Here is an 18,526-nt window from a genome sequence, read left to right on the forward strand (position 1 = left end):
GTGGACCACAGGGGGAACCGATGACCCGGTCGGCACGCAAGCTGCTGGAAGAGATCCAAGCCGGACTCGCGCCACGGGACGGCGACAACCGGCTCGTGCCGCTGATCGCCGCGGGCCGGGCACCGCGCGCAGTGTTCGCCGCGCTCGCCGCGGAAGAAAAGCTGATCACGCTGAGCGACTGGCGGAGCTTCCACACGCTGGCGGCCCGGGCCGACGAGCCGAACGCGCGCACCTTCTTCGGCGGGCTCGCGCCAGGCGAGCAGCAGGCGAACGGGATGCTGGACGCGTTGCTCGCGGCGACTGGTCCGGACCACGGGAAGGAACGCCCGCGCGCGGGCTGCCAGGCCTACCCGGCCTACGTCGCCTGGCTCGCGCTGAACGGCGAGCAGGCGGCGACCGCGGCGGGGATCTTCGCGAACTTCGCCGCCTTCGGCCGGTACTGCCGGGAGGTTGCCGCCGGCATGCGCGAGCACTACGGGTTCACCGACGTGCAGTGCGCGTTCTTCGACTTCTTCGCTGCGGACGTCCCGGAAATTGAAGAACAAGCGCTGGCCGCGGTCCAGGCCGGCCTCGACGCGCGCCGGCTGGACGAGCGCGAGGCGCACCGCTGCGCGCGGCTGTTCCAGAGCTACGAGCTGCTGTTCTGGAACACCCTGGCCGACGAGTTCCCGGGCTGACGGAACCCGCCCGTCGCCGGAACCGGTACCGGCGCCCCCGGCCTGCTCGGACGAGCGCGGTTGCGGATTGGCGGGAATTCCGGCGCGCTCTCCGGTGATTCCGTGGCCACGTCGGCGAATCCCGCGTATTCCGCTTTCGGAACGCCATCCGGCCCGGATGAAGGGGGTGCGCGGAGACGCGGGGGCACGTCCGTGATGTTTCTCACCGAACTGTTCGGTGCTGTCGTACGTAGCGGGGCCGGCCCGGGGGTGCGGCCGGACCGTCACCGGTTCCAGCCTGCACTTGCTGTGGTGGAACGGAAGTCGTGCTGGGACGAACGTCACGACTTTCGGTGGTGGACTTTCCAAGCGCAGGCAGCGAGTGTGGACGGGTCACCGTTCCAAGATCACGTTATCGCCACGGACTTGACGCGCCCTGGAGCGCTGCCTAACGTCGTCGCGGGCGAAGCAGACCACGGTGATGTTGATCCGGCTGGTCGGAATCCGGGTGCAGACCACCTCGGGCGACCCGAAACCATGTACTGCCGGAAGGAAAACGGACCCAGGTGAAGCAGATTTCTCTTCGACGCAACCGGGGATCCTCGATTCGGAAGCGCGTCCTCACGATCGCGCTCGTCCCCAGTGTCGCGCTGTTGCTCGTCGGCGTGGCTCTCGCGGGCTACCTCATCTACGACGCCGTCACGGGGCGGGACTACACGAACCGCATCCGCGGCTCGGAGGCACCGTCGATCCCGTTCCTCGCCTCGCTGCAGCAGGAGCGCCAGGCGACCCTGAGCTTGCTCGCGGGCCAGAGCAGCCAGCGCGCCGCGCTCGCGGCCGTCCGGCCGAAGACCGACGAGAACGCCGCGAAGACGATCCAGTACCTCAGGGACAACTTCGCGGACTACGACGACACCCCGCCGAGCGTTCTGAAGAACATCACCACGTTCTTCGGTCTGTACCAGCAGCTGGCCCCGAACCGTCAGGCGATCGACGGCGGCCAGATGCAGATCAACCAGGCCTTCGCCTACTACAACAAGATGATCGACCAGTTCACCGACGGCGTGGCCGGGCTCGCGCAGAACGCGCGCGGCGCCCAGAACGCGTTCGACCGGCTGACCGCCATCCCGCTGTTCACCGCGGCCGACGCGATGCAGCGCAGTGACGCGCTCGCCGCCGCCGGGCTGGCCGCGGGCGGGCTGACCAACGACGACTTCCGCGCCTACGTGGGCCAGGTCGGCGCCTACCACGCCCAGCTCGACGCGTCGGCGCCGAAGCTGATCCCCGAGGTCAAGGCCAAGTACGACGAGTTGCTCGCCAGCCAGCCGTGGCAGGTGGTGACCCAGGTCGAGACCGCGTTCCTGCGCGGCGACCTGTCGAAGCTGCCGGTACCGCAGGACCAGTGGCGCACCGCCGCCCGCCAGGTCGGTTCCGCGCTGATGGGCATCTTCATCCTGCAGAGCTCGAACGCGAGCCAGGCCGCGATCAACGACGCCGACTCGACGTTCACCGAGTCGCTGATCGCCGGTGTGATCGCCGTCCTGTTCGCGGTCTTCGTGGTGTTCGTCGCCGTCCGGCTGTCGAACCGGCTCATCGGCCGCCTGCACCGGCTGCGCGAGGACACCCTCGACGCGGCCGAGGTCCGGCTGCCCGAGCTGGTCGCGCGCGTCCAGGCGGGTGAGCCCGTCGACCTCGAAGAGGGCGGTCACTTCCTCGACCACGGCACCGACGAGATCGGCCAGGTCGCCGACGCGTTCAACAAGGCGCAGCAGACGGCCATCGCGGCCGCCATCGAAGAGGCGAAGATCAAGGAGGGCACCAAGACGGTGTTCCTCAACATCGCCCACCGCAGCCAGGTCATCGTGCACCGCCAGCTCAAGGTGCTCGACCAGGCCGAGCGCAAGCAGGAGGACCCGGAGCAGCTGGACACGCTGTTCCAGCTCGACCACCTCTCCACCCGCGCCCGCCGGAACGCGGAGAACCTGATCATCCTCGGCGGCGGGCAGCCGGGCCGCCAGTGGCGCAACCCGGTCGGGCTGGCCGAGCTGGTCCGCGGCGCGTCGGCCGAGACCGAGGACTTCGCCAGGGTCAAGACGGCCGTGCTGCCGCAAATCGCCGTCCGCGGCCCGGTCGTCGGCGACCTCGTGCACCTGCTCGCCGAGCTGATCGACAACGCGACGGCGTTCTCGCCGCCGCAGTCGCGGGTCGAGATCCGCGGCAACGTGGTCGGCAAGGGCGTCGTGATCGAGGTCGAGGACCAGGGCCTCGGGCTCGAGCCGGACCAGACCGAAGAGATCAACACGATGCTGGCCGGCCCGCCGGACTTCGGGATCATGGCGCTGTCGGACGAGCCGCGCCTCGGCCTGTTCGTGGTCGCGCGGCTGGCCGCGCGGCACGGCATCCAGGTGCACCTGCGGGAGTCGGCCTACGGCGGCACCCGGGCCATCGTGCTGGTGCGCACCGACCTGCTCGCCCCGCTCGCCGAAACCGAGCCGGAGCAGCCGATCACCCCGCCGAAGCCGGAGCTCGTCCCGAACCTGGCCGAGCCGGAAGCGGGCAACGACGAGGTCGCGCCGCTCAAGCGGCCGCAGCGCCGCCCGGCCCGGCACCGCACCGAGCCGCCCGCCCCGCCGGCGCCCGCGACGGCTCCCGCCGTTGTGACACCGCCGCCCCCGGTGGCCGTCCCGCCGCCGGCCCCGGCGCAGCCGCCGTCCGTGCCGACGCCGGTCCCCGTCGGGTCCGTGTCGGAGCCGGTGAGCCAGCCGACCCAGGCCCAGCCGGTGGCCCCGGTCCGGCCGCCCGCACCGCCCGCCCGGACCTCGCGCCCGGCGCGCCCGGCCGCGCAGCAGCCGGTGTGGCCGCCGCAGGAGCCGCGGGCCGCGACGACGCCCGAAGGCCGTCCGCAGCAGCCCCGCCGCCCGGAGGCACCCGGACGCCCGCCGCTGCCGCAACGGCGACGTCAGCAGAGCCTCGTTCCCCAGTTGCGGGAAGATAAGCCCGCACAGGAACGGGAAGAGGTCCAGCTGGAATCGCCGGAGGTCGCCCGCAGCAGGCTGTCCGCCTTCCAGCAGGGCACCCGCCGGGCCCGTGACGAAGAGTTTTCCGAGAACGACGACAGGTACGGAGAGCGCGAGTAATGGTCAACTCAGGCGCCCACGAGCTCGACTGGCTGCTGGACGACCTCGTCAAGCGGGTCGCCGGGGCGGACCGGGCGGTGGTGCTGTCCTCGGACGGCCTGCTCATCGGCAGGTCGGGCAACCTTTCCGAGGAGGACGCCGAACACCTGTCCGCGGTGGCTTCGGCGTTCCAGAGCCTGGCCCGCGGCACCGGGCGGCACTTCGGCGGCGGCAATGTCCGCCAGACGATGGTCGAGATGGATCACGCGTTCCTGTTCGTGACGGCGGCCGGGCGAGGCGCCTGCCTCGCCCTGCTGGCCCGCGAAGACGCGGACATGGGGCTGGTCGCGTACGAGATGAACCTGATGGTGAAGCGGGTCGGCCAAGTGCTCACCTCGGCCCCGCGGACCGGCGCCGGCGTCCTGCCCACTTCGCCATGAGCGCACGGCACGAAGCCTGGTTCGACGACGAGGCCGGCCCGCTGGTCCGGTCCTACGCGGTCACGGGCGGCCGCACCCGGTCGGACACGCTCGGGCTCGACCTCATCACGCTCGTCGTTGCGCTGCGCACCGCACACGAAGCAGGCATGCTCGAACCGGAGTACGCGCGCATCATCGCCTTGTGCCAGCGGCCGGTCTCGGTGGCCGAGGTGGCCGCGCGGGTCGATCTCCCGCTGCCCGTGGTGAAGGTGATGCTGAGCGACCTCATCGAGCAGAACCTGGTGCTGTTCCGTACCGCGGCACCGGCCCAGGAATCCCCCAACCGACACGTATTGCAGGCGGTCCTTGATGGCATCCGGAAACTCTGACCCCCGGCGGAACCTGACCGCGACCGCGGTCAAGGTACTCATCGCCGGCGGGTTCGGGGTCGGCAAGACCACGATGGTCGGCTCGGTGAGCGAAGTGCCGCCGCTGCGGACCGAAGAGGTCATCACGACCGCGTCCGAGGGAGTCGACGACCTGTCCGGCGTCGAGCAGAAGACCACCACGACGGTCGCGCTCGACTTCGGCCGCATCACGATCAACCCCGACCTGATCCTGTACCTCTTCGGCACGCCGGGGCAGGACCGGTTCTGGTTCATGTGGGACGAGCTGGCGGAGGGCGCGCTCGGCGCCGTCGTGCTGGCCGACACGCGGCGGCTCGACAGCTGCTTCGCCGCGGTGGACTTCTTCGAGCGCCGCAACCTGCCGTTCGTCGTCGGCGTGAACTGCTTCGACGGCGCGTACCGCTACGGCACCGAGGAGGTCCGGCAGGCGCTCGACGTCGGCATGGACGTCCCGCTGCTGTTGTGCGACGCCCGCGAGCGCGAGTCGACGAAGCAGGTGCTGACCAGCCTGATGGAACACGTGATGGCGCGGTCCGACCTCGCAGCCGCCCAGGGTGGCTACTGATCGGACCGCGCTCGGTCTCTTCTTTCAGCGACGGCGCTTGATCAGCGCGTCGACGGCGAAGCGGCCCGGGCCGACCGCCGCGAACAGCAGGAAGATCCACGAGTAGACCGCGGCGGGCTCGCCCATGTTCTGCAGCGGCAGCAGGCCCATCGGGGCGTGCACGGTGAAGTAGGCGTAGGCCATCACGCCCGACAGCAGGATCGCGGCGGGCCGGCTGGCGAGCCCGATCAGCAGCAGCACGGCGCCGGCGAGCTCGAGGACGCTGCCCCACCAGCCGGGGAACGAGCCGAACGGCACGCCGCCGCCCTGGCCGTCGATCCCGCCGAAGAAGCCGAATCCCTGCAGGCCGTGGAAGCCGAACAGGAACGAGATCGCGATCCGTGAGGCGCCGACGACCAGGCCGGTGACCGGCGTGGTCTTGGTGGTGGCGGTCTGGGTCTTGGGGGCGATCGTGGTGGTCATCTCGGGGTTCCTTCCCTGGGGTTTCGCTTGCTTCTGCCCCTGCGTCGATCGGGCCCCCGCCGGATTCGACACCCTCGCGGAAAATCTTGGAAGTCTTTCGGCAGACTGAACCGATGGCGGGCAAACGCAGTGCCGGGCTCCTGCTCCACCGCGGGCGGGGCGGGGACGTCGAAGTGCTGCTCGGGCACATGGGCGGGCCGTTCTGGGCGAAGAAGGACGCGGCGGCGTGGTCGCTGCCCAAGGGCGAGCTGGACCCGGACGAGCCACCGGAGCACGCGGCGCGGCGCGAGTTCGAGGAGGAACTGGGCCTGCCCGCGCCGGCCGGTGAGTACGTCCCGCTGGGCGAGGTGAAGCAGTCGGGCGGCAAGGTCGTCACGGCGTGGGCCGTCGAGGCCGACCTCGACCCGACCGCGGTGGTGCCCGGCACCTTCACGCTGGAGTGGCCGCCGCGATCGGGCAAGCAGCAGGAGTTCCCGGAGGTGGACCGGGTCGAGTGGTTCCCGGTGGCGGTCGCCCGGGAGAAGCTGGTGAAGGGCCAGCTGCCGTTCCTGGACCGGCTGCTGGCGCTGGTCAGCGGCTGAGCAGGGCTTCCAGCGGCTTGGCGGTGAACGACGGCAGCACGATGTCCGCCTGCCCGAAGTCGAGGCTCTCGGTGATCGCGTTCGGCACGGCGACGCAGGTCAGCCCGGCGGCCTTGGCGGAGGTGACGCCGTGCGGGGTGTCCTCGAAGGCGATGGTCTCGCCGGCGTCGGCCCCCAGTGCGTCCAGGGCGGCGAGGTAGAGGTCGGGATCGGGCTTGGCCCGGTGCCGGTCCCCGGTGAGGACGGCGTCGAAGTAGCCGGCGATGCCGAGCCGCTCGAGGTGCGGGAGCACCCAGCCCCCGGACGAGCTGGAGGCGACGGCCAGCTTGAGGTGGCGATCGCGGGCGGCGTCGAGGTACTCGCGGACGCCTTCGCGCGGGCCCAGGCTCTCGAGGAGCTCGTACACGCGGGCCTTGGTGACCGGCCGCAGTGCCTCCGGGTCGATGTCCGGTGCGTGCTCGGCGAGCAGAGCGAACATCGCGGGCGTGGTGTGCTGGGTGCCGATGACGGCGTACCAGGCGGCCAAGGGCAGCTCGGCACCGTGTTCGCGGAACACCTCCTGCCACGACTGCAGAACGGCGGACTCGGTGTCGGCGAGCGTGCCGTCGAAGTCGAAGACCAGGGCGCGGGTGGGCACGCCTGCACCTTGCCCGGTCGGTGATCGTTCAGGCAAGGGAGTTGTGACGAGACCGGAAGGCCCCATGGCCAGCGCGGCGGAAAGCGTCGCTCAGGCGAGGAAGAACTCCGTCAGCACCGGAGCCAGCGCCGGTGCCTTCACGATGTGCGTCTGGTCCGGCAGCGTCCGGTACTCCGCCGACGGCAGCACCTTCGCCAGCGACGCCACGCCGTTGCGCATCCAGTCCGGGCTGCGGCCTCCGTCGATCGTCAGCGCCGGGACCTTGACCTCCGGCCAGGCCGCCGGCAGGGGCCGGCCCGACTGGTGCTCGATCACCATCGCCGTGTCGTACGGGATCGTGTGGGCGACCCTCTTGAGCTTCGCCCAGAACGGCATGATCCGCATCATCGCCACCGTAGCGCCGCTCAGGCCGACGCCTTCGGTCATGAACATCTTGACGGCCTTGCCGCGCTTTCCTTCTTCCAACGCCTCGTCGAGCCGGGCCGCGTAATCGGCCGGGACGCGGGGGCGGGTGTCGTCGACGACGAACGGCGGCTCGTACACCGCCAGCTTCGGCACGGGCAGGCCCTGGTTCACCGCTTCGAGCGCCAGCGCGGCACCGGAGGAAATGCCGAACAGGAACGCTTCGCCGCCCGCCTCCTTGACGAGCGCGGCGAGGTCCTCGACCTCACGCCCGACCGCGTACGGCCCGGTGTCGGCGCTTTCGCCCCGGCCACGGCGGTCGTAGGTGTACACGGTGAAGTGCGGGGCCAGCTCCTTCGCCAGCGCGTCGTTGGGGGACGAGCCGCGGTAGCACATCGCGCCGTCGACGAGGACGAGCGCGGGACCGGACCCGGCGCGGGTGTAGGCGATCTTCGTGCCGTCGGCGGAGGTGGTAGTCGTCATGGGGACAGCCTGAACCCGACACATCGGTCTGTCAAGACAAAAAAAATTGTCGGTGGTGCCAAGGTGGCCTTCGATGCGTCTGACGCACCCAAGGCCACCTTGGGCGTTCGGGTCAGGCCGACCGCAGGGTGAGGAGCGTGATCTCGCTGGGCGCGAAGATCCGGAACGGCGGGCCCCAGAACCCCGTGCCCCGGCTGTTGTACAGCTGGGTCTTCCCGTGCCGGGTCAGGCCGGACACCGTCGGCTGGTCGAACCGCACCAGGAGGTGGAACGGCCAGATCTGCCCGCCGTGCGTGTGCCCGGAAATCTGCAGGTCGACGCCGGCCTCGCGGGCCTGCTTCACCTGCTTCGGCTGGTGCGCCAGCAGCACCACCGGGACGTCGGCGGGGGCGCCGGCCAGCGCGAGCTCCAAGTCGGGGCCGTGGCCGGGCAGGCCGGACGCGGCGCCGGTCGGGTCGTCGATGCCGGCGAACAGGATCCGGTCGCCGCCGCGCTCGAGGAGCGTCGAGCGGTTGTGCAGGGTGTCCCAGCCGAGGCCCGCCATGTGGTCGAGCCAGGCCTGGGCCTCGCCGAAGTACTCGTGGTTGCCGGTGATGTAGAACCGCCCGAGCCCGGCCTGGACGCCGCCGAGCGGGTCGACCTGCTTGCGGCGCTTGGCCACCGCGCCGTCGGCGAGGTCGCCGGCGTGGCAGACGACGTCCGCCTCGAGCGCGTTGACCGCCGCGACGACCCGCTCCGACCACCTCGTCCGGTCGATCGGCCCGAAGTGGGTGTCGGTCAGCACGGCGACGCGCAGGCCGTCGAGCCCCGGCCCGAGCCGCGGGATGAGCACGTCGACCGCCTTGACCGGCGGTACGCGCATGGCCACGCGGTGGCCGTGCACCAGCAGCCCGGCAGCGATCAGCGCGGTCGCACCCGCGACGATCCGTGACCGCGCCGGGTCGTCGACGCCGAGCAGCGCGACCCGCAGCACCAGGCTCAGCACCGACCAGCTGAACAGCACCCAGATCACGGCGAGCAGCGAGTCGCCGAGGCGGGCGGCGCCGTCGCGCTGGCGCCGCCCGTGGCCGCGGACCATGGCGACCGGCATGGCCACCAGGCCGAGCGTGAACAGCGCGGTGCCGGCGATCGTGCCCGCGGTGCCCCAGTCCGGCGCGAGCACCAGCGTCCACCACGGGACGGCGAACAGCAGGAGCAGCGCCAGGAGCGGCACGACGAGTAGTTGGCCTCTCATCGAACCAGGTTACAGCCCATCGGGCTGTTACCTCGGAGCACCGCGGGTCCCGATTCCGCTACCCTGAGATCTCGGAGGAAGGGGGACGGCCGCCGTGAACACGCTGCTCGAGCTGGCGTTCCCCGTGCTGGCCAGCCCGGCCGCGCTGGTCGCCTTCGCCTCCCTCGCCGCCGCGAGCCTCTTGGTCGTCCTGCTGGTCAGCAGCACGCACCGCGCCGAGCTCGCGCTGTGGTCGGCGCCGGTGCGCAGCCGCGCCACGGCCCTGCGCCGCCGGGCCCGGCGCGCCGAGTCGATCCGGCTCCGCGACCCGGGCCGACCGGGCCGGAGCCGCCCACGAGCACCCGGTTCCCGCAGCACGGCTGCGTAGGAACCTCTTCGACGCAGCCATTCCGCTCACCCCCATCCCTTCCACTCGTGCGGAGTGCTGCCCGTGTTCGGTTTCCTCGACGTGCCCGTCGAAGGCGCGTACCACCTGATCCACGCCCTCACCGGCCCGCTCTCGACGGCGCCGGCCATCGTCGTCTTCACCCTCTTTGTGCGGCTGCTGCTGCACCCGCTCGCCCGGTCGGCGGCCCGCAGCGAGCGAGCCCGGGCCGCTCTGCTGCCGGAGATCCGCGCGCTGCAGGAGAAGCACGGCCGCGACCGCGAGCGGCTGGCCGCGGAAATGACGAAGCTGCAGCAGGAGTCCGGGACCTCGCTGTTCGTCGGCTGCCTGCCGATGCTGTTGCAGCTGCCGTTCTTCACGGTCATGTACCGGCTGTTCACCACGGCCACGATCGGCGGCGAACCCAACTCGCTGCTCGGCGCGACCCTGCTCGGGACGCCGCTGGGCGCGCACGGCCTGGCCGGCAGCCCGCTCGTGTTCGTCATCGCGGCCGGGCTCGCCGTCGTCGCGTGGTTTTCGGTGCGCCAGCAGCCCGCCACCGCCGAGGTAGCAGGCGGGAAGCTGCTGCGGCTGTTGCCTTTCGGCACCGTGCTCGCGATGCTCGTCGTGCCGCAGGCCGCCGGGATCTACCTGCTCACCACCACCGCGTGGAGCGCGGCGGAGCGGGCGTTGCTACGACGCGGCTCGTGAGCGCCGCCAGCCTTCGACCGCCTCTTCGACGTCCACCGGCGCCACCGTGAGCGGCGGGCCGGAGAGGTGGTTGAGGTAGGCCTGGCGGATCCGCTCGTTGAGGTCCTCGACGATCTCCCGCACCCGCCGTTCGGTCCGCTCGGCGGCGAGCTGCCCCGGCAGGTCCTGGACTTCGCGCTTGAGCGCGAGCGACGGCGGCAGCAACGCCTTCGTGTCGTGCCCGCCTCTCCTGACTTCGCGAAGCACCCAGTCGGTCGCCGCGTCGTGGCCGGTGGGTTTCGGCAGCGGCTTGCCGGTGCCGGGCAGGCCGTCGAACTCGCCGCGTTCCCGGGCCTGCTCGATCTGCCGGTCGACCCACCAGCGGAAGGACACCTTGGGCGGCTTGCGCCGGGTCATCTCCTCACCCCCTTCGTCCACTTCCCAGGGTAATCTCCGAGCGAGGAGCGAGGGGACCGCATGACCGCCGAACGCAGTGGCGCCGGGGACGTCGACCGGACGCTCGCGCTGCTCTGGCGCGCCCGCGGTGGCGCCGCCGAACCGACCAGGGGCCGCCGCCCGACGCTGACGATCGAGCGGATCGTCGCCGCGGCGATCGGGGTCGCGGACGCCGACGGGCTCGCCGCGGCGTCGATGCACCGCGTCGCCAAGGAGCTCGGGGCCGGCACGATGACGCTTTACACGTACGTGCCCGGCAAGGCCGAGCTGGTGGACCTGATGGTCGACGACGTGCTCGTCGAACGGCGGCTGCCCGGGCCGGGCGAGCCGCGCCGCGGGGACTGGCGCGAGCAGGTGGCGCTCTACGCCGAGCGGACCCGGCAGGCCTACCGCGATCACCCGTGGCTGTGCGAGGTTTCGCGCGTCCGGCCGCCGCTGGGACCCGGCCAGCTGGCGGGCCAGGAGTACCTGCTGTCGATCATGGACGCGCTCGGGCTGCCACCGCGGCAGGCGGTCGCGGCGGCCAACGGCATCGGGACGTACGTCGACGCGAACGCCGCGCTCGACGCGGAGAACACCCGGCTGGAGCGCAGCACCGGCCAGTCGACCGAGGCGTGGTGGCACCAGCGGTCTTCGTTCTGGGAGAACTACTTCGTCGTCGACGCGCACCCGGCGATGAACCGGATCTGGCTCGGCGGCGGGTTCGACCGGAGCGCCAAGGCGCAGGGCGACACGGCGTACGAGTTCGGCCTCGACCGGATGCTCGACGGCATCCAAGCCCTGGTGGACTAGCGCCTGCTCCGCCACCGCGACCGGCGCCGCTCCTGCCGGGGCACCGAGGGCGTTGCGTCCCCGCGCAGGACTTCGCGGCACGCCGGGTCGAACCGGCCGGGCTCCTCGATCATCGGCGCCGCCAGCACCACGTGCCCGCACACCGCCCGGAACCGCCCGTCGTGCCGTCCCGTCGCGAATTCGTCCTCGGTGACGGCATGGGTGTAGCCGTCGGTGTCGCAGCGGATGTGCACCAGGAACGGCTCCGACGGGCTCATCCGGCCGCGCTGGTCGAGGTGGTTTCGGTGGGGGCGTCGGTCGAGTCGGCCGGGGTCGCGGCCGCCGTCGACGACGGGGGCGGGGTGGTGCTGGTCGTCGGCGGCGTGGTGGGCGTCGACGGCGGCGTGCTCGGGTCCGTGGTCGGGGTCGGCTTCGTCGACGGCGGCGTGGGCGAGGGCGGCGTGGTGGGTGGCGTCGAGGTCACCGGCAGCGAGCCCGGCGGCTGGGCGACCACCGGCGGCGCCGACGGTGCCGGCGGGGCGGGCGGGGCCGGGACGCCGACCGGGGCACCGGCCGCGGCGGCGTCCGGGGCGTCGGGCGCGCCGATCGGCACCTCGCTGTCGGGCAGCTGGGCCACCCCGCCGCGGTAGGCCGAGGCCCACGCCAGCACGGTGTCCACATAGGACTGAGAGTTGTTGTAGCGGCGCACGGCGATGCGCTGACCCGCGTCCGTCGACAGGTCGAGGCCGCCCGAGCACAGGTAGCGCGCGGTGGCCAGTGCCTCGTCGTAGATGTTGTTCGGGTTCGACACGCCGTCGCCGTTGCCGTCGGAGGCGTAGCCGCGCCACGTCGACGGGATGAACTGCGTCGGGCCGACCGCTCGGTCCCACTGGGTGTTGCCGTCGTACTTGCCGCCGTCGGTGTCCGGGATCGCGGCGAACGCGCCGGCGCCGTTGAGCACCGGGCCGAGGATCGGCTCGAGCGTGTCGCCGGCCGCGTTGACGTACCCGCCGCGCGCGTGGTTCGACTCGATCCGGCCGATGCTGGCGATCAGCGCCCAGTCGAGGTGGCAGTTCGGCTGTTCCTTGGCGAGGATCTCGGCGGCGTTCTTGTACGCCCTGAGCATGCTCGCCGGGATGCCGAGCGGCCCGGAGATGCCCGCGGAGCCGGCGCGTCCGCCCGGCACGACCAGCGGCTCCGGCAGCGGCGGCTGGGGCAGGCTGCCGTCGACCGCGATCGGCGGCATGACGATGTTCGGCTGCTGCAGCGGACCGGCGGAGGCCTGGTCGGATCGGGCATCGCCGGTGTTGGCGAGCACGACCGGCGCGGGCAGGCCCGTGGTCAGCGTGGGCAGCACGACGAGCGCCCCACCCGCGAGCGCGGCCGCGGTCCGGCGGACCGAACGCGCGTTCCTGCGACGTGGCCGGTGTTTGGGCATGGTCGTCCCCGCTTCCCTCGATCCGACGCTGATCGCCTCACCCGATCGGCCTCACCCACCGGTACTGACCGGTAGGAGCAAGCTATCCGATGGAACCGAACTTTGGCGAATGGCACAGCGAAATCCGGCCGTGGCGGAAAAGTTCGTCCGGATAGCACAAAACTTTCGTAGGAAATCTGTCAGATTCACCAGGACTTGACGGGGTGCTGCGGAGAGTTTCGTCCGGCAGGACACCGGGCCCGGTGCGGTGGCCGGGGCCAGTGCCCCGCCCAGCCCCCGGGGCGCTGCGGCCGGCTCGCCGGAAACCCTGGGTGAGCGAGCCTTTACACGGCCTTGAACCGTTCCTATGATCGGCCGTCCGGACGCGTTGCCGCCCGTCCGGACGGCCCAGGTGGAGGGTTTGATGGCACGTAGGGCGCCGCGCCGAGCGCAGGTCACCGTCGCCGAGTTGCTGGTCCGGTCCGACGCACCGCGCGACCGCTACCGCGACGAGGACACCCTCGTGCTCCCGCGGGCGCGCCACCGGGAGAAACCGCAGGTCTGGAGTTCGCTGACGCGGTTGCGGATGGTGTCCGTGGTCGCCGGGGCGCTGGCGCTGACGGGCGGGGTGAGCGCGGCGGTGTCGATGCCGGGCGAGCAGCGCGCGGGCGCGGCCTGGCCGCCGGCCGGCCTGGAACCCCCGGCGGTGGCGTTGATCCCGCTGCCGGCGGACGTCGTCGTGCCCCCGGCGAAACCGGCGAAAGCAGCGGAACCGGCTCCGAAATCCGTGACGCCGCCCGCGGAATCGGGCGGGATTCCTCCGGCGGTCGTCGAGCCGGAACCGGATTCCGGACGTCGGGCGGCCGGTCGTCGCGGAACGCTCGCGCGGGCGGTGAAGATCGTCGACAAGGTGAAGGCGCCGGTCAAGGCGCCGCTGAAGGGGAAACCGCAGCAGGTGGCTCCGGTGCGGCACGAGATCCCGGACGTCCCGCTCTGGTCGCGCGGCCGCCCCGGGACCCCGGACTGGCCGTCGATGTGGACCGGCCGCCGCCCCGCGGGCTTTCCCGACGGCGGCCACCACGGGTGCGGCGGCGGCCGTCACCGCCGCTGACGTCAGCCGTCGAGCGGGATCTGGTACTGCATGAACCCCTTGTCGAGCGCGACCTGTTCGTAGAGCCGCCGGGCGGTCGTGTTCGACGTCTGGGTGTGCCAGTAGACGCGAACGCACCCATGCGCCCGCGCCCAGGCGGCCACGGCCTCGATGAGGGCCCGGCCGACCCCGCGCCCGCGGGCTTTGCTGTCGGTGAAGAGGTCCTGCAGGTAGCAGACGTCGGCGGAAGTGGTGCTGACGTGCGTGAAGAAGTGGACGATGCCGACGAGTTCACCGTCGACGCGCGCACCGAGGGCGTGCATCCGCTCGCCGCTCGCGAACTCGCGCCAAGCCCGGTCCACCAAGTCCGGCGCTAGGGTCCTGCCGTAGAACGTGTTGTAGCCGGCGAACAGGTTCTCCCAGGCCACGCGGTCTTCTTCGGTGAGGCCGCCGATGGTGATCATGGACCGAGGCTAACGCGCGGGGGACAAGCACCGGACACAACTCGTGAGTAAGGTGACGAACCCGAAACGAATTCATAGAATCGGGGCCCGGTTGGCGAAAAGCAGCGGAGGTTCCTGATGGCGCGCACGGCGCACCGTGCCAGTGGCAGACCCGTCACGGTGGGGGAGCTGATGCTGCGGCCGGACGTCCGTGGCCGGCGCCGCCCCGAAGACCTCGAAGTGCTCGAACTCGCGTACCGGATGCGCCGCCGGACCGGTCAGGAGGTCGCGGTGCAGGTCCCGTCGCCGGGCGCCCGCGCACTGGCCGTCGTGACCGGGCTTTGGCGGCGCAGGTCGCGATAGCTCAGTGCGCAGCCACGGCGAGCGCCGTGGCCAGTACCCGGTGCCCGGCCGCGGTCGGATGGACGTCACAACCCCCGCCGGGCAGCGCGATCAACAGCCCGGCGGCGCACGGATCACCACCGGACCGCAGTGAGGCCCACCGGAACGCGGTGAAGCCGTCGGCGATCGCGCCGTGGTAGCGCCGCGCAACTCGACCCAACACGGAATCAAGCGCCTTCACCTGCGAAACCTGCACGGGATCCCGATAGTCGAGCGAGTAGTAGGAAACGAGGACCAGCGGACCCCGGTACTGCGCACGCAAGGCGCCGAGCACACCGGCGAGGTTCCGCTCCAGCTGCTGAAGGGCGGCCGGGAACGAACTGGTGCAGTGGTCCGGAGTGGTGTTCTGACAGAGGAACAGGTCATTGGCGCCGACGGTCAGCGATACGAGCCGGGTATCCGGATGGGCACGCAGGTACGCCACGGCGTAGTCGAGCTGAGTGCCGGAGTAGCGGACGTGCAGTGGGAACGACGTCCGATAGCCGACCGGAGAGCCGAGTGAATTCTCGCAGCCGTTGCTCTGTGCGCCGGCCGTGAGCATGCTGGCCGTCGTCTCGCCGGGACAGGACGCGTTCGCGAGCCGGAGCCCGCGCAGGGAGGCGTACTTCTCGGCGTAGCCGCGGAAATTGGCCGCGTTCAGGTAGTCGGAGCGCGGCGTGACGGCGCCGGGCCGGTAACCGAACGCCACGGAATCACCGAGGGCGAGGTACCGGCCGTGCTGGCCGGCCGCTTCGGCGGGCGCCGTCGTCAGCGACGTCAACGCGAGGACGACCGCCGCTGCGGCGGGGATCCGGCGGAAAGTCCTGCTCCTGAACCCCATGACCGGCTCCTTCCCCGCTCCTTCCCCGCACCGTTGCGTGGCAGAACTGATTCTGCCACGCAACGGGAGCGTCAGAAGCCGATCGTCGACGGCGGTTTCGGTCCGGCGACCCGGGCCTGCGCCGTGCCCGGCTCGACCGCGGCGCAGTGCGTGCCCCCGGCCGGGAGCTTGCCGGTGATCAGGTAGTCGTCGGTCGCCTTGGTCACGCACTGGCTGTTCTTGAAGTACGCGCCGTGGCCCCAGCCGTCGTAGGTGAGCAGCGTGCTGCCGCTCTGCCGGGCCGCGGCCTGCGACCACGCGTACGGCGTCGCGGGGTCGTGGCGGCTGCTCAGCATCAGCAGCGGCGGCGCGCCGTGCACCCGCAACGGGTGCTGCGGGTTGCTCGTCCGGTTCGGCCAGCCGATGCAGCCGGTGACCGCCGTCCAGCCCAGTGCGTTGACCTTGACGTCCGGCGCGAAAGCCGCGGCTGCCCGGCGGTAGGTCTCGAGTTCGGCGAAGGTGTGCACGGGCATGCGCCAGTCGTCGCAGAACACGCTCTGGAAGACGTAGCTGATCGGGATGTCTTCGCGCAGCCGCACCGACGCGGCCGGCGCGGTGCCGTCCGCGAGGGATGCGAGTACGGTCGCGAGCCGGTCCCAGCTGGGACCGTAGAAGTTGCCGTGGAAGATCGACGCGAGGTTCAGGGGCGTGATCGCGTCGCCGCTCTGCGGGTCCTTCAGCGCGCCGCGCGCGGCCTTGTCCTGGAGGTCGCGCGTCAGTTCGGAGACGTTCCGGCCGTGCAGTGCGCAGCTCGGGGTCCGGTCGCACCAGGCGGCGAACTCGCCGAACTCCGCCTGCACCGACTGCGTTTCACTGTGGAGGAATTCCCACGCGGTGACCTGCGAGTGGTCCATGTTGCTGTCCAGCACCAGCGCGCGGACCTTGTCCGGGAACTGCTCCGCGTACTGCTGGCCCATCAACGTGCCGTAGGAAACGCCGTAGTAGGTCAGCTTCGCCTCGCCGAGCGCGGCGCGGATGGCGTCCATGTCCCGCGCGACGCTCTTCGTGTCGCCGAACTGCGCCAGCGGGCCGGTGATCCGGTTGCAGCTCTCGCCGAGCTTCCGGTTGTACTGCGCGAGCTGTTCGAACTCGGCCTGGTTGCGCGGCACCTGCGGGTGGTCGGCGATCAGCTCGTCGAGCCCGCAATTGATCCGGGTGCTGTCGCCGACGCCGCGCGGGTCGAACCCCACGGTGTCGAAGCGTTCGGTGATCCCGGCCGAGAGCGTCCAGCCGGCTTTGACCTCACCGGCGCCCGCCCCGCCGGGGCCGCCCGGGTCCATCAGGATCGAGCCGATCCGGGCCTGGGGATGGGTGGCCTTGCGCCGGGCGAGCGCGATGGTCGTGGTGCCCCGGTCCGGGTGGGCCCAGTCGATCGGCACGGTCACCGTGCCGCAGTCGACGCCGGGCGCGTCGGCGCAGGGCTGCCAGTCGACGGATTCCGCGGCCGAAGCCGGTGCCGCCGCCAGCAGGCTTCCCGCTACCGCTGTCACGGCCGCGGCCGTCAGAAGCCGCTTGGTTACCCCCGACATTGCCAGCCCTTCCCCTCACCGACAGTGCATGACCGGTTCCAATAAATCACCGATCCGGTGATCGCGCCACCTTCCCAGGTGAATCACGCCTTGCTGTCCACTGTGGACGCACGTTCGGCCCGCCGGAGCCAGGCCGTGGCCACCGCGCCCAGGGTGCACAGGGCCGTCAGCACGCCGAAAGCCCAGCCGAACCCGGTCGCCGGATCGACGGTCAAGCCCTGGGACAACACGATCACGCACAACGCGCCGCCGAGTGCGCCGCCCACGCGCATCACGATGTTCACCAGCGCGGTGGCGTGGCCGAGTTCGGCGGCGTCGACCGACGCGTACGCCGCCGTCGACGCGGGCATGATCGAGAGCCCGAGTCCGGCGCCGCGGACCAGGAGCAGGGCCTGGATCAGCCACATCGGTGAGTCCGGGCCGAGCCACGGCAGCGGCACCGTGCTCGCCAGCACCACCAGTGACCCGGTGAGCGAGACGGTGCCGCCGCCGTAGCGGTCGGTCAACCGCCCGGCCACGAACACGAACACCGTCGTGGCCAGCCCCATCGGTGCGAGCAGGACCCCGGCTTCGGCGGGCCCGGCGCCGAGCCGGCCCTGGAACCACAGCGGCAGCAGCAGGACGGCCCCGAACATCCCGGCCCCACCGAGCAGCACGGACGCGAGCGCGGAGCCCATCACCGGCCGCGCGGCCAGCCGCAGTTGCAGCACCGGGTGCGGCGCGCGCAGCGACCACCACGTGAACAGCCCCATGGCGGCGGCGCCGGCGGTCGCGAGCACGATGTCGATCGGGCCTGGCGTGCCGAGTTCGGTGAGCGCGTACACCAGCAGGGGCAGGCCGAGCGACACCATCGCCAGGCCGCGCCAGTCCATCGGCGGCGGCTGCTGCCGGTCGCCGCGCGGCACGTACCGCAGCGCCAGGCCGAACGCGAGCAGTCCGATCGGGACGTTCAGCCAGAACAGCACCGGCCACGAAAAGTGCGCGAGCAGGAACCCGCCGACGCTCGGCCCGACGACCGGCGCGAGCCCGACCACGAGCGCCAGCGTGCCCATGGTGCGGCCCAGCCGTTCCGGGCCGACGGCCAGCCCGATCACGGTCTGCCCGGCGGCGACCATGACCCCGGCGGCCATGCCCTGCACGGCCCGGACGCCGATCAGCGTGCCGGCGTCCGGGGCGAGCGCGCACGCCACCGACGTGAGCAGGAAGGCGGCCAATGCGGCGAGCCACAGCCGTCCGGCGCCGTACTTGCGCCCGAGCCACGGCGTGAGCGGCAGCGCGGCCGACAGGCCCAGCAGGTACGCCGTCGCGACCCACTGGATTTCGACGAGGGCGGCACCGAGGCTGTCCCGCATCGACTCGAGCCCGATGGCGACGATCGAAGCGTCCATGTTGCCGAGGAAGCCGCCGAGCGCCATCACGCCGGAGGCGATCCAGACGGTGCGCGGAATCGGGGGCGGTGCAGTGCGGAGATCAGTCATGCCGCCGACGGTAAAAGCTCGAGCAAGGTTGAAGTCAATCTTGTTCGCGACCGGCGGCTGTGTTA

At 71.6% G+C, this 18,526-nt stretch carries 22 protein-coding genes; 11 read left to right on the plus strand and 11 right to left on the minus strand.

Features of this window, described 5'->3' with window-relative positions; translation table 11 throughout:
- Nucleotides 1–20 precede the first annotated feature (20 nt).
- From AB0M80_RS06325 to AB0M80_RS06345, 5 genes are all read left to right on the plus strand, one after another.
- The gene (locus AB0M80_RS06325) at nt 21–677 is read left to right on the plus strand and encodes a transcriptional regulator (RefSeq protein ID WP_364559682.1); all 657 of its coding nucleotides are present in this window, start codon (nt 21–23) and stop codon (nt 675–677) included.
- Between the two features lie 545 nt (nt 678–1,222).
- Nucleotides 1,223–3,793 carry a nitrate- and nitrite sensing domain-containing protein gene (locus AB0M80_RS06330; protein WP_364559685.1) on the plus strand — a complete coding sequence of 857 codons (2,571 nt, stop codon included), beginning with the start codon at nt 1,223–1,225 and terminating at the stop codon, nt 3,791–3,793.
- Nucleotides 3,793–4,212 (plus strand): roadblock/LC7 domain-containing protein, encoded by a 420-nt coding sequence (locus tag AB0M80_RS06335; protein ID WP_013229428.1) that lies wholly within the window; start codon nt 3,793–3,795, stop codon nt 4,210–4,212. The genes AB0M80_RS06330 and AB0M80_RS06335 overlap by 1 nt, the downstream gene beginning before the upstream one ends.
- A complete protein-coding gene (locus tag AB0M80_RS06340; protein WP_020640886.1) occupies nt 4,209–4,580 on the plus strand; it encodes a DUF742 domain-containing protein in 372 nt (123 codons plus the stop codon). The genes AB0M80_RS06335 and AB0M80_RS06340 overlap by 4 nt, the downstream gene beginning before the upstream one ends.
- Nucleotides 4,561–5,163, plus strand: a complete 603-nt coding sequence (locus AB0M80_RS06345; protein ID WP_004561734.1) for an ATP/GTP-binding protein — start codon at nt 4,561–4,563, stop codon at nt 5,161–5,163. Before AB0M80_RS06340 ends, AB0M80_RS06345 begins: the two co-directional genes overlap by 20 nt.
- 24 nt (nt 5,164–5,187) lie before the next feature.
- Here AB0M80_RS06345 and AB0M80_RS06350 read toward each other — a convergent pair whose 3' ends face one another.
- Nucleotides 5,188–5,625 carry a DoxX family protein gene (locus tag AB0M80_RS06350; RefSeq protein WP_364559688.1) on the minus strand — a complete coding sequence of 146 codons (438 nt, stop codon included), beginning with the start codon at nt 5,623–5,625 and terminating at the stop codon, nt 5,188–5,190.
- Between the two features lie 113 nt (nt 5,626–5,738).
- Here AB0M80_RS06350 and AB0M80_RS06355 point away from each other — a divergent pair, with 113 nt between their 5' ends.
- Nucleotides 5,739–6,206 (plus strand): NUDIX domain-containing protein, encoded by a 468-nt coding sequence (locus tag AB0M80_RS06355; protein WP_364559690.1) that lies wholly within the window; start codon nt 5,739–5,741, stop codon nt 6,204–6,206.
- On the opposite strand, the gene AB0M80_RS06360 is transcribed toward AB0M80_RS06355, so the two are convergent.
- The 3 genes from AB0M80_RS06360 to AB0M80_RS06370 all read right to left on the minus strand — a co-directional run bounded on the left by AB0M80_RS06360 (nt 6,196) and on the right by AB0M80_RS06370 (nt 8,962).
- The gene (locus AB0M80_RS06360) at nt 6,196–6,843 is read right to left on the minus strand and encodes an HAD family hydrolase (RefSeq protein ID WP_364559693.1); all 648 of its coding nucleotides are present in this window, start codon (nt 6,841–6,843) and stop codon (nt 6,196–6,198) included. The genes AB0M80_RS06355 and AB0M80_RS06360 overlap by 11 nt on opposite strands.
- Nucleotides 6,844–6,933: 90 nt before the next feature.
- Nucleotides 6,934–7,728: an alpha/beta hydrolase gene (locus AB0M80_RS06365; RefSeq protein WP_364559695.1), complete on the minus strand. Its 795-nt coding sequence runs from the start codon at nt 7,726–7,728 to the stop codon at nt 6,934–6,936.
- Nucleotides 7,729–7,840: 112 nt separating this feature from the next.
- On the minus strand, nt 7,841–8,962 hold the full coding sequence (locus AB0M80_RS06370) for a metallophosphoesterase (RefSeq protein WP_364559697.1): 1,122 nt from the start codon (nt 8,960–8,962) through the stop codon (nt 7,841–7,843).
- Between the two features lie 94 nt (nt 8,963–9,056).
- Here AB0M80_RS06370 and AB0M80_RS06375 point away from each other — a divergent pair, with 94 nt between their 5' ends.
- Entirely contained in the window at nt 9,057–9,329 is a 273-nt protein-coding gene (locus tag AB0M80_RS06375; protein ID WP_364559700.1) for a DUF6412 domain-containing protein, read from the plus strand.
- A gap of 54 nt (nt 9,330–9,383) precedes the next feature.
- Complete coding sequence (gene yidC, locus AB0M80_RS06380; protein ID WP_364559703.1) at nt 9,384–10,037, plus strand: membrane protein insertase YidC; 654 nt, start codon at nt 9,384–9,386, stop codon at nt 10,035–10,037.
- Here the strand turns inward: yidC and AB0M80_RS06385 are convergent.
- Nucleotides 10,020–10,433 carry a DUF1992 domain-containing protein gene (locus AB0M80_RS06385; protein ID WP_364559705.1) on the minus strand — a complete coding sequence of 138 codons (414 nt, stop codon included), beginning with the start codon at nt 10,431–10,433 and terminating at the stop codon, nt 10,020–10,022. The two genes, yidC and AB0M80_RS06385, sit on opposite strands and share 18 nt — an antisense overlap.
- Before the next feature lie 60 nt (nt 10,434–10,493).
- Between AB0M80_RS06385 and AB0M80_RS06390 the strand changes: the two genes are divergently transcribed.
- A complete protein-coding gene (locus AB0M80_RS06390; protein WP_364559708.1) occupies nt 10,494–11,264 on the plus strand; it encodes a TetR/AcrR family transcriptional regulator in 771 nt (256 codons plus the stop codon).
- Here the strand turns inward: AB0M80_RS06390 and AB0M80_RS06395 are convergent.
- Nucleotides 11,261–11,521: a hypothetical protein gene (locus AB0M80_RS06395; protein WP_364559710.1), complete on the minus strand. Its 261-nt coding sequence runs from the start codon at nt 11,519–11,521 to the stop codon at nt 11,261–11,263. The two genes, AB0M80_RS06390 and AB0M80_RS06395, sit on opposite strands and share 4 nt — an antisense overlap.
- Nucleotides 11,518–12,681, minus strand: coding sequence for a lytic murein transglycosylase (locus AB0M80_RS06400; RefSeq protein WP_364559713.1), 1,164 nt, complete (start codon nt 12,679–12,681; stop codon nt 11,518–11,520). Before AB0M80_RS06400 ends, AB0M80_RS06395 begins: the two co-directional genes overlap by 4 nt.
- Before the next feature lie 403 nt (nt 12,682–13,084).
- Here AB0M80_RS06400 and AB0M80_RS06405 point away from each other — a divergent pair, with 403 nt between their 5' ends.
- Nucleotides 13,085–13,771 (plus strand): hypothetical protein, encoded by a 687-nt coding sequence (locus tag AB0M80_RS06405; RefSeq protein WP_364559716.1) that lies wholly within the window; start codon nt 13,085–13,087, stop codon nt 13,769–13,771.
- Between the two features lie 2 nt (nt 13,772–13,773).
- Here the strand turns inward: AB0M80_RS06405 and AB0M80_RS06410 are convergent, their stop codons facing one another.
- Nucleotides 13,774–14,214 (minus strand): GNAT family N-acetyltransferase, encoded by a 441-nt coding sequence (locus AB0M80_RS06410; RefSeq protein WP_364559718.1) that lies wholly within the window; start codon nt 14,212–14,214, stop codon nt 13,774–13,776.
- A 159-nt stretch (nt 14,215–14,373) separates the two neighbouring features.
- Between AB0M80_RS06410 and AB0M80_RS06415 the strand changes: the two genes are divergently transcribed.
- Nucleotides 14,374–14,556, plus strand: a complete 183-nt coding sequence (locus AB0M80_RS06415; protein WP_364559721.1) for a hypothetical protein — start codon at nt 14,374–14,376, stop codon at nt 14,554–14,556.
- A gap of 1 nt (nt 14,557) precedes the next feature.
- Here the strand turns inward: AB0M80_RS06415 and AB0M80_RS06420 are convergent, their stop codons facing one another.
- The 3 genes from AB0M80_RS06420 to AB0M80_RS06430 form a co-directional block, all read right to left on the minus strand.
- On the minus strand, nt 14,558–15,415 hold the full coding sequence (locus AB0M80_RS06420; protein WP_364559724.1) for an SGNH/GDSL hydrolase family protein: 858 nt from the start codon (nt 15,413–15,415) through the stop codon (nt 14,558–14,560).
- Between the two features lie 71 nt (nt 15,416–15,486).
- Nucleotides 15,487–16,944: an alpha/beta hydrolase gene (locus tag AB0M80_RS06425; RefSeq protein ID WP_364559727.1), complete on the minus strand. Its 1,458-nt coding sequence runs from the start codon at nt 16,942–16,944 to the stop codon at nt 15,487–15,489.
- A gap of 122 nt (nt 16,945–17,066) precedes the next feature.
- Nucleotides 17,067–18,461, minus strand: coding sequence for a DHA2 family efflux MFS transporter permease subunit (locus tag AB0M80_RS06430; protein ID WP_364559730.1), 1,395 nt, complete (start codon nt 18,459–18,461; stop codon nt 17,067–17,069).
- Nucleotides 18,462–18,526: the final 65 nt, after the last annotated feature.

It is taken from the genome of Amycolatopsis sp. NPDC051045, assembly GCF_040682955.1.
Classification (GTDB): domain Bacteria; phylum Actinomycetota; class Actinomycetes; order Mycobacteriales; family Pseudonocardiaceae; genus Amycolatopsis.

Excerpts from the sequence above, each read along its gene's own strand:
- AB0M80_RS06325 (WP_364559682.1), top strand. The coding sequence starts at position 21 with ATGACCCGGTCGGCACGCAAGCTGCTGGAAGAGATCCAAGCCGGACTC.
- AB0M80_RS06335 (WP_013229428.1), top strand. The coding sequence starts at position 3,793 with ATGGTCAACTCAGGCGCCCACGAGCTCGACTGGCTGCTGGACGACCTC.
- AB0M80_RS06340 (WP_020640886.1), top strand. The coding sequence starts at position 4,209 with ATGAGCGCACGGCACGAAGCCTGGTTCGACGACGAGGCCGGCCCGCTG.
- AB0M80_RS06345 (WP_004561734.1), top strand. The coding sequence starts at position 4,561 with ATGGCATCCGGAAACTCTGACCCCCGGCGGAACCTGACCGCGACCGCG.
- AB0M80_RS06350 (WP_364559688.1), bottom strand. The coding sequence starts at position 5,625 with ATGACCACCACGATCGCCCCCAAGACCCAGACCGCCACCACCAAGACC.
- AB0M80_RS06355 (WP_364559690.1), top strand. The coding sequence starts at position 5,739 with ATGGCGGGCAAACGCAGTGCCGGGCTCCTGCTCCACCGCGGGCGGGGC.
- AB0M80_RS06365 (WP_364559695.1), bottom strand. The coding sequence starts at position 7,728 with ATGACGACTACCACCTCCGCCGACGGCACGAAGATCGCCTACACCCGC.
- AB0M80_RS06370 (WP_364559697.1), bottom strand. The coding sequence starts at position 8,962 with ATGAGAGGCCAACTACTCGTCGTGCCGCTCCTGGCGCTGCTCCTGCTG.
- AB0M80_RS06385 (WP_364559705.1), bottom strand. The coding sequence starts at position 10,433 with ATGACCCGGCGCAAGCCGCCCAAGGTGTCCTTCCGCTGGTGGGTCGAC.
- AB0M80_RS06390 (WP_364559708.1), top strand. The coding sequence starts at position 10,494 with ATGACCGCCGAACGCAGTGGCGCCGGGGACGTCGACCGGACGCTCGCG.
- AB0M80_RS06395 (WP_364559710.1), bottom strand. The coding sequence starts at position 11,521 with ATGAGCCCGTCGGAGCCGTTCCTGGTGCACATCCGCTGCGACACCGAC.
- AB0M80_RS06400 (WP_364559713.1), bottom strand. The coding sequence starts at position 12,681 with ATGCCCAAACACCGGCCACGTCGCAGGAACGCGCGTTCGGTCCGCCGG.
- AB0M80_RS06405 (WP_364559716.1), top strand. The coding sequence starts at position 13,085 with ATGGCACGTAGGGCGCCGCGCCGAGCGCAGGTCACCGTCGCCGAGTTG.
- AB0M80_RS06410 (WP_364559718.1), bottom strand. The coding sequence starts at position 14,214 with ATGATCACCATCGGCGGCCTCACCGAAGAAGACCGCGTGGCCTGGGAG.
- AB0M80_RS06420 (WP_364559724.1), bottom strand. The coding sequence starts at position 15,415 with ATGGGGTTCAGGAGCAGGACTTTCCGCCGGATCCCCGCCGCAGCGGCG.
- AB0M80_RS06430 (WP_364559730.1), bottom strand. The coding sequence starts at position 18,461 with ATGACTGATCTCCGCACTGCACCGCCCCCGATTCCGCGCACCGTCTGG.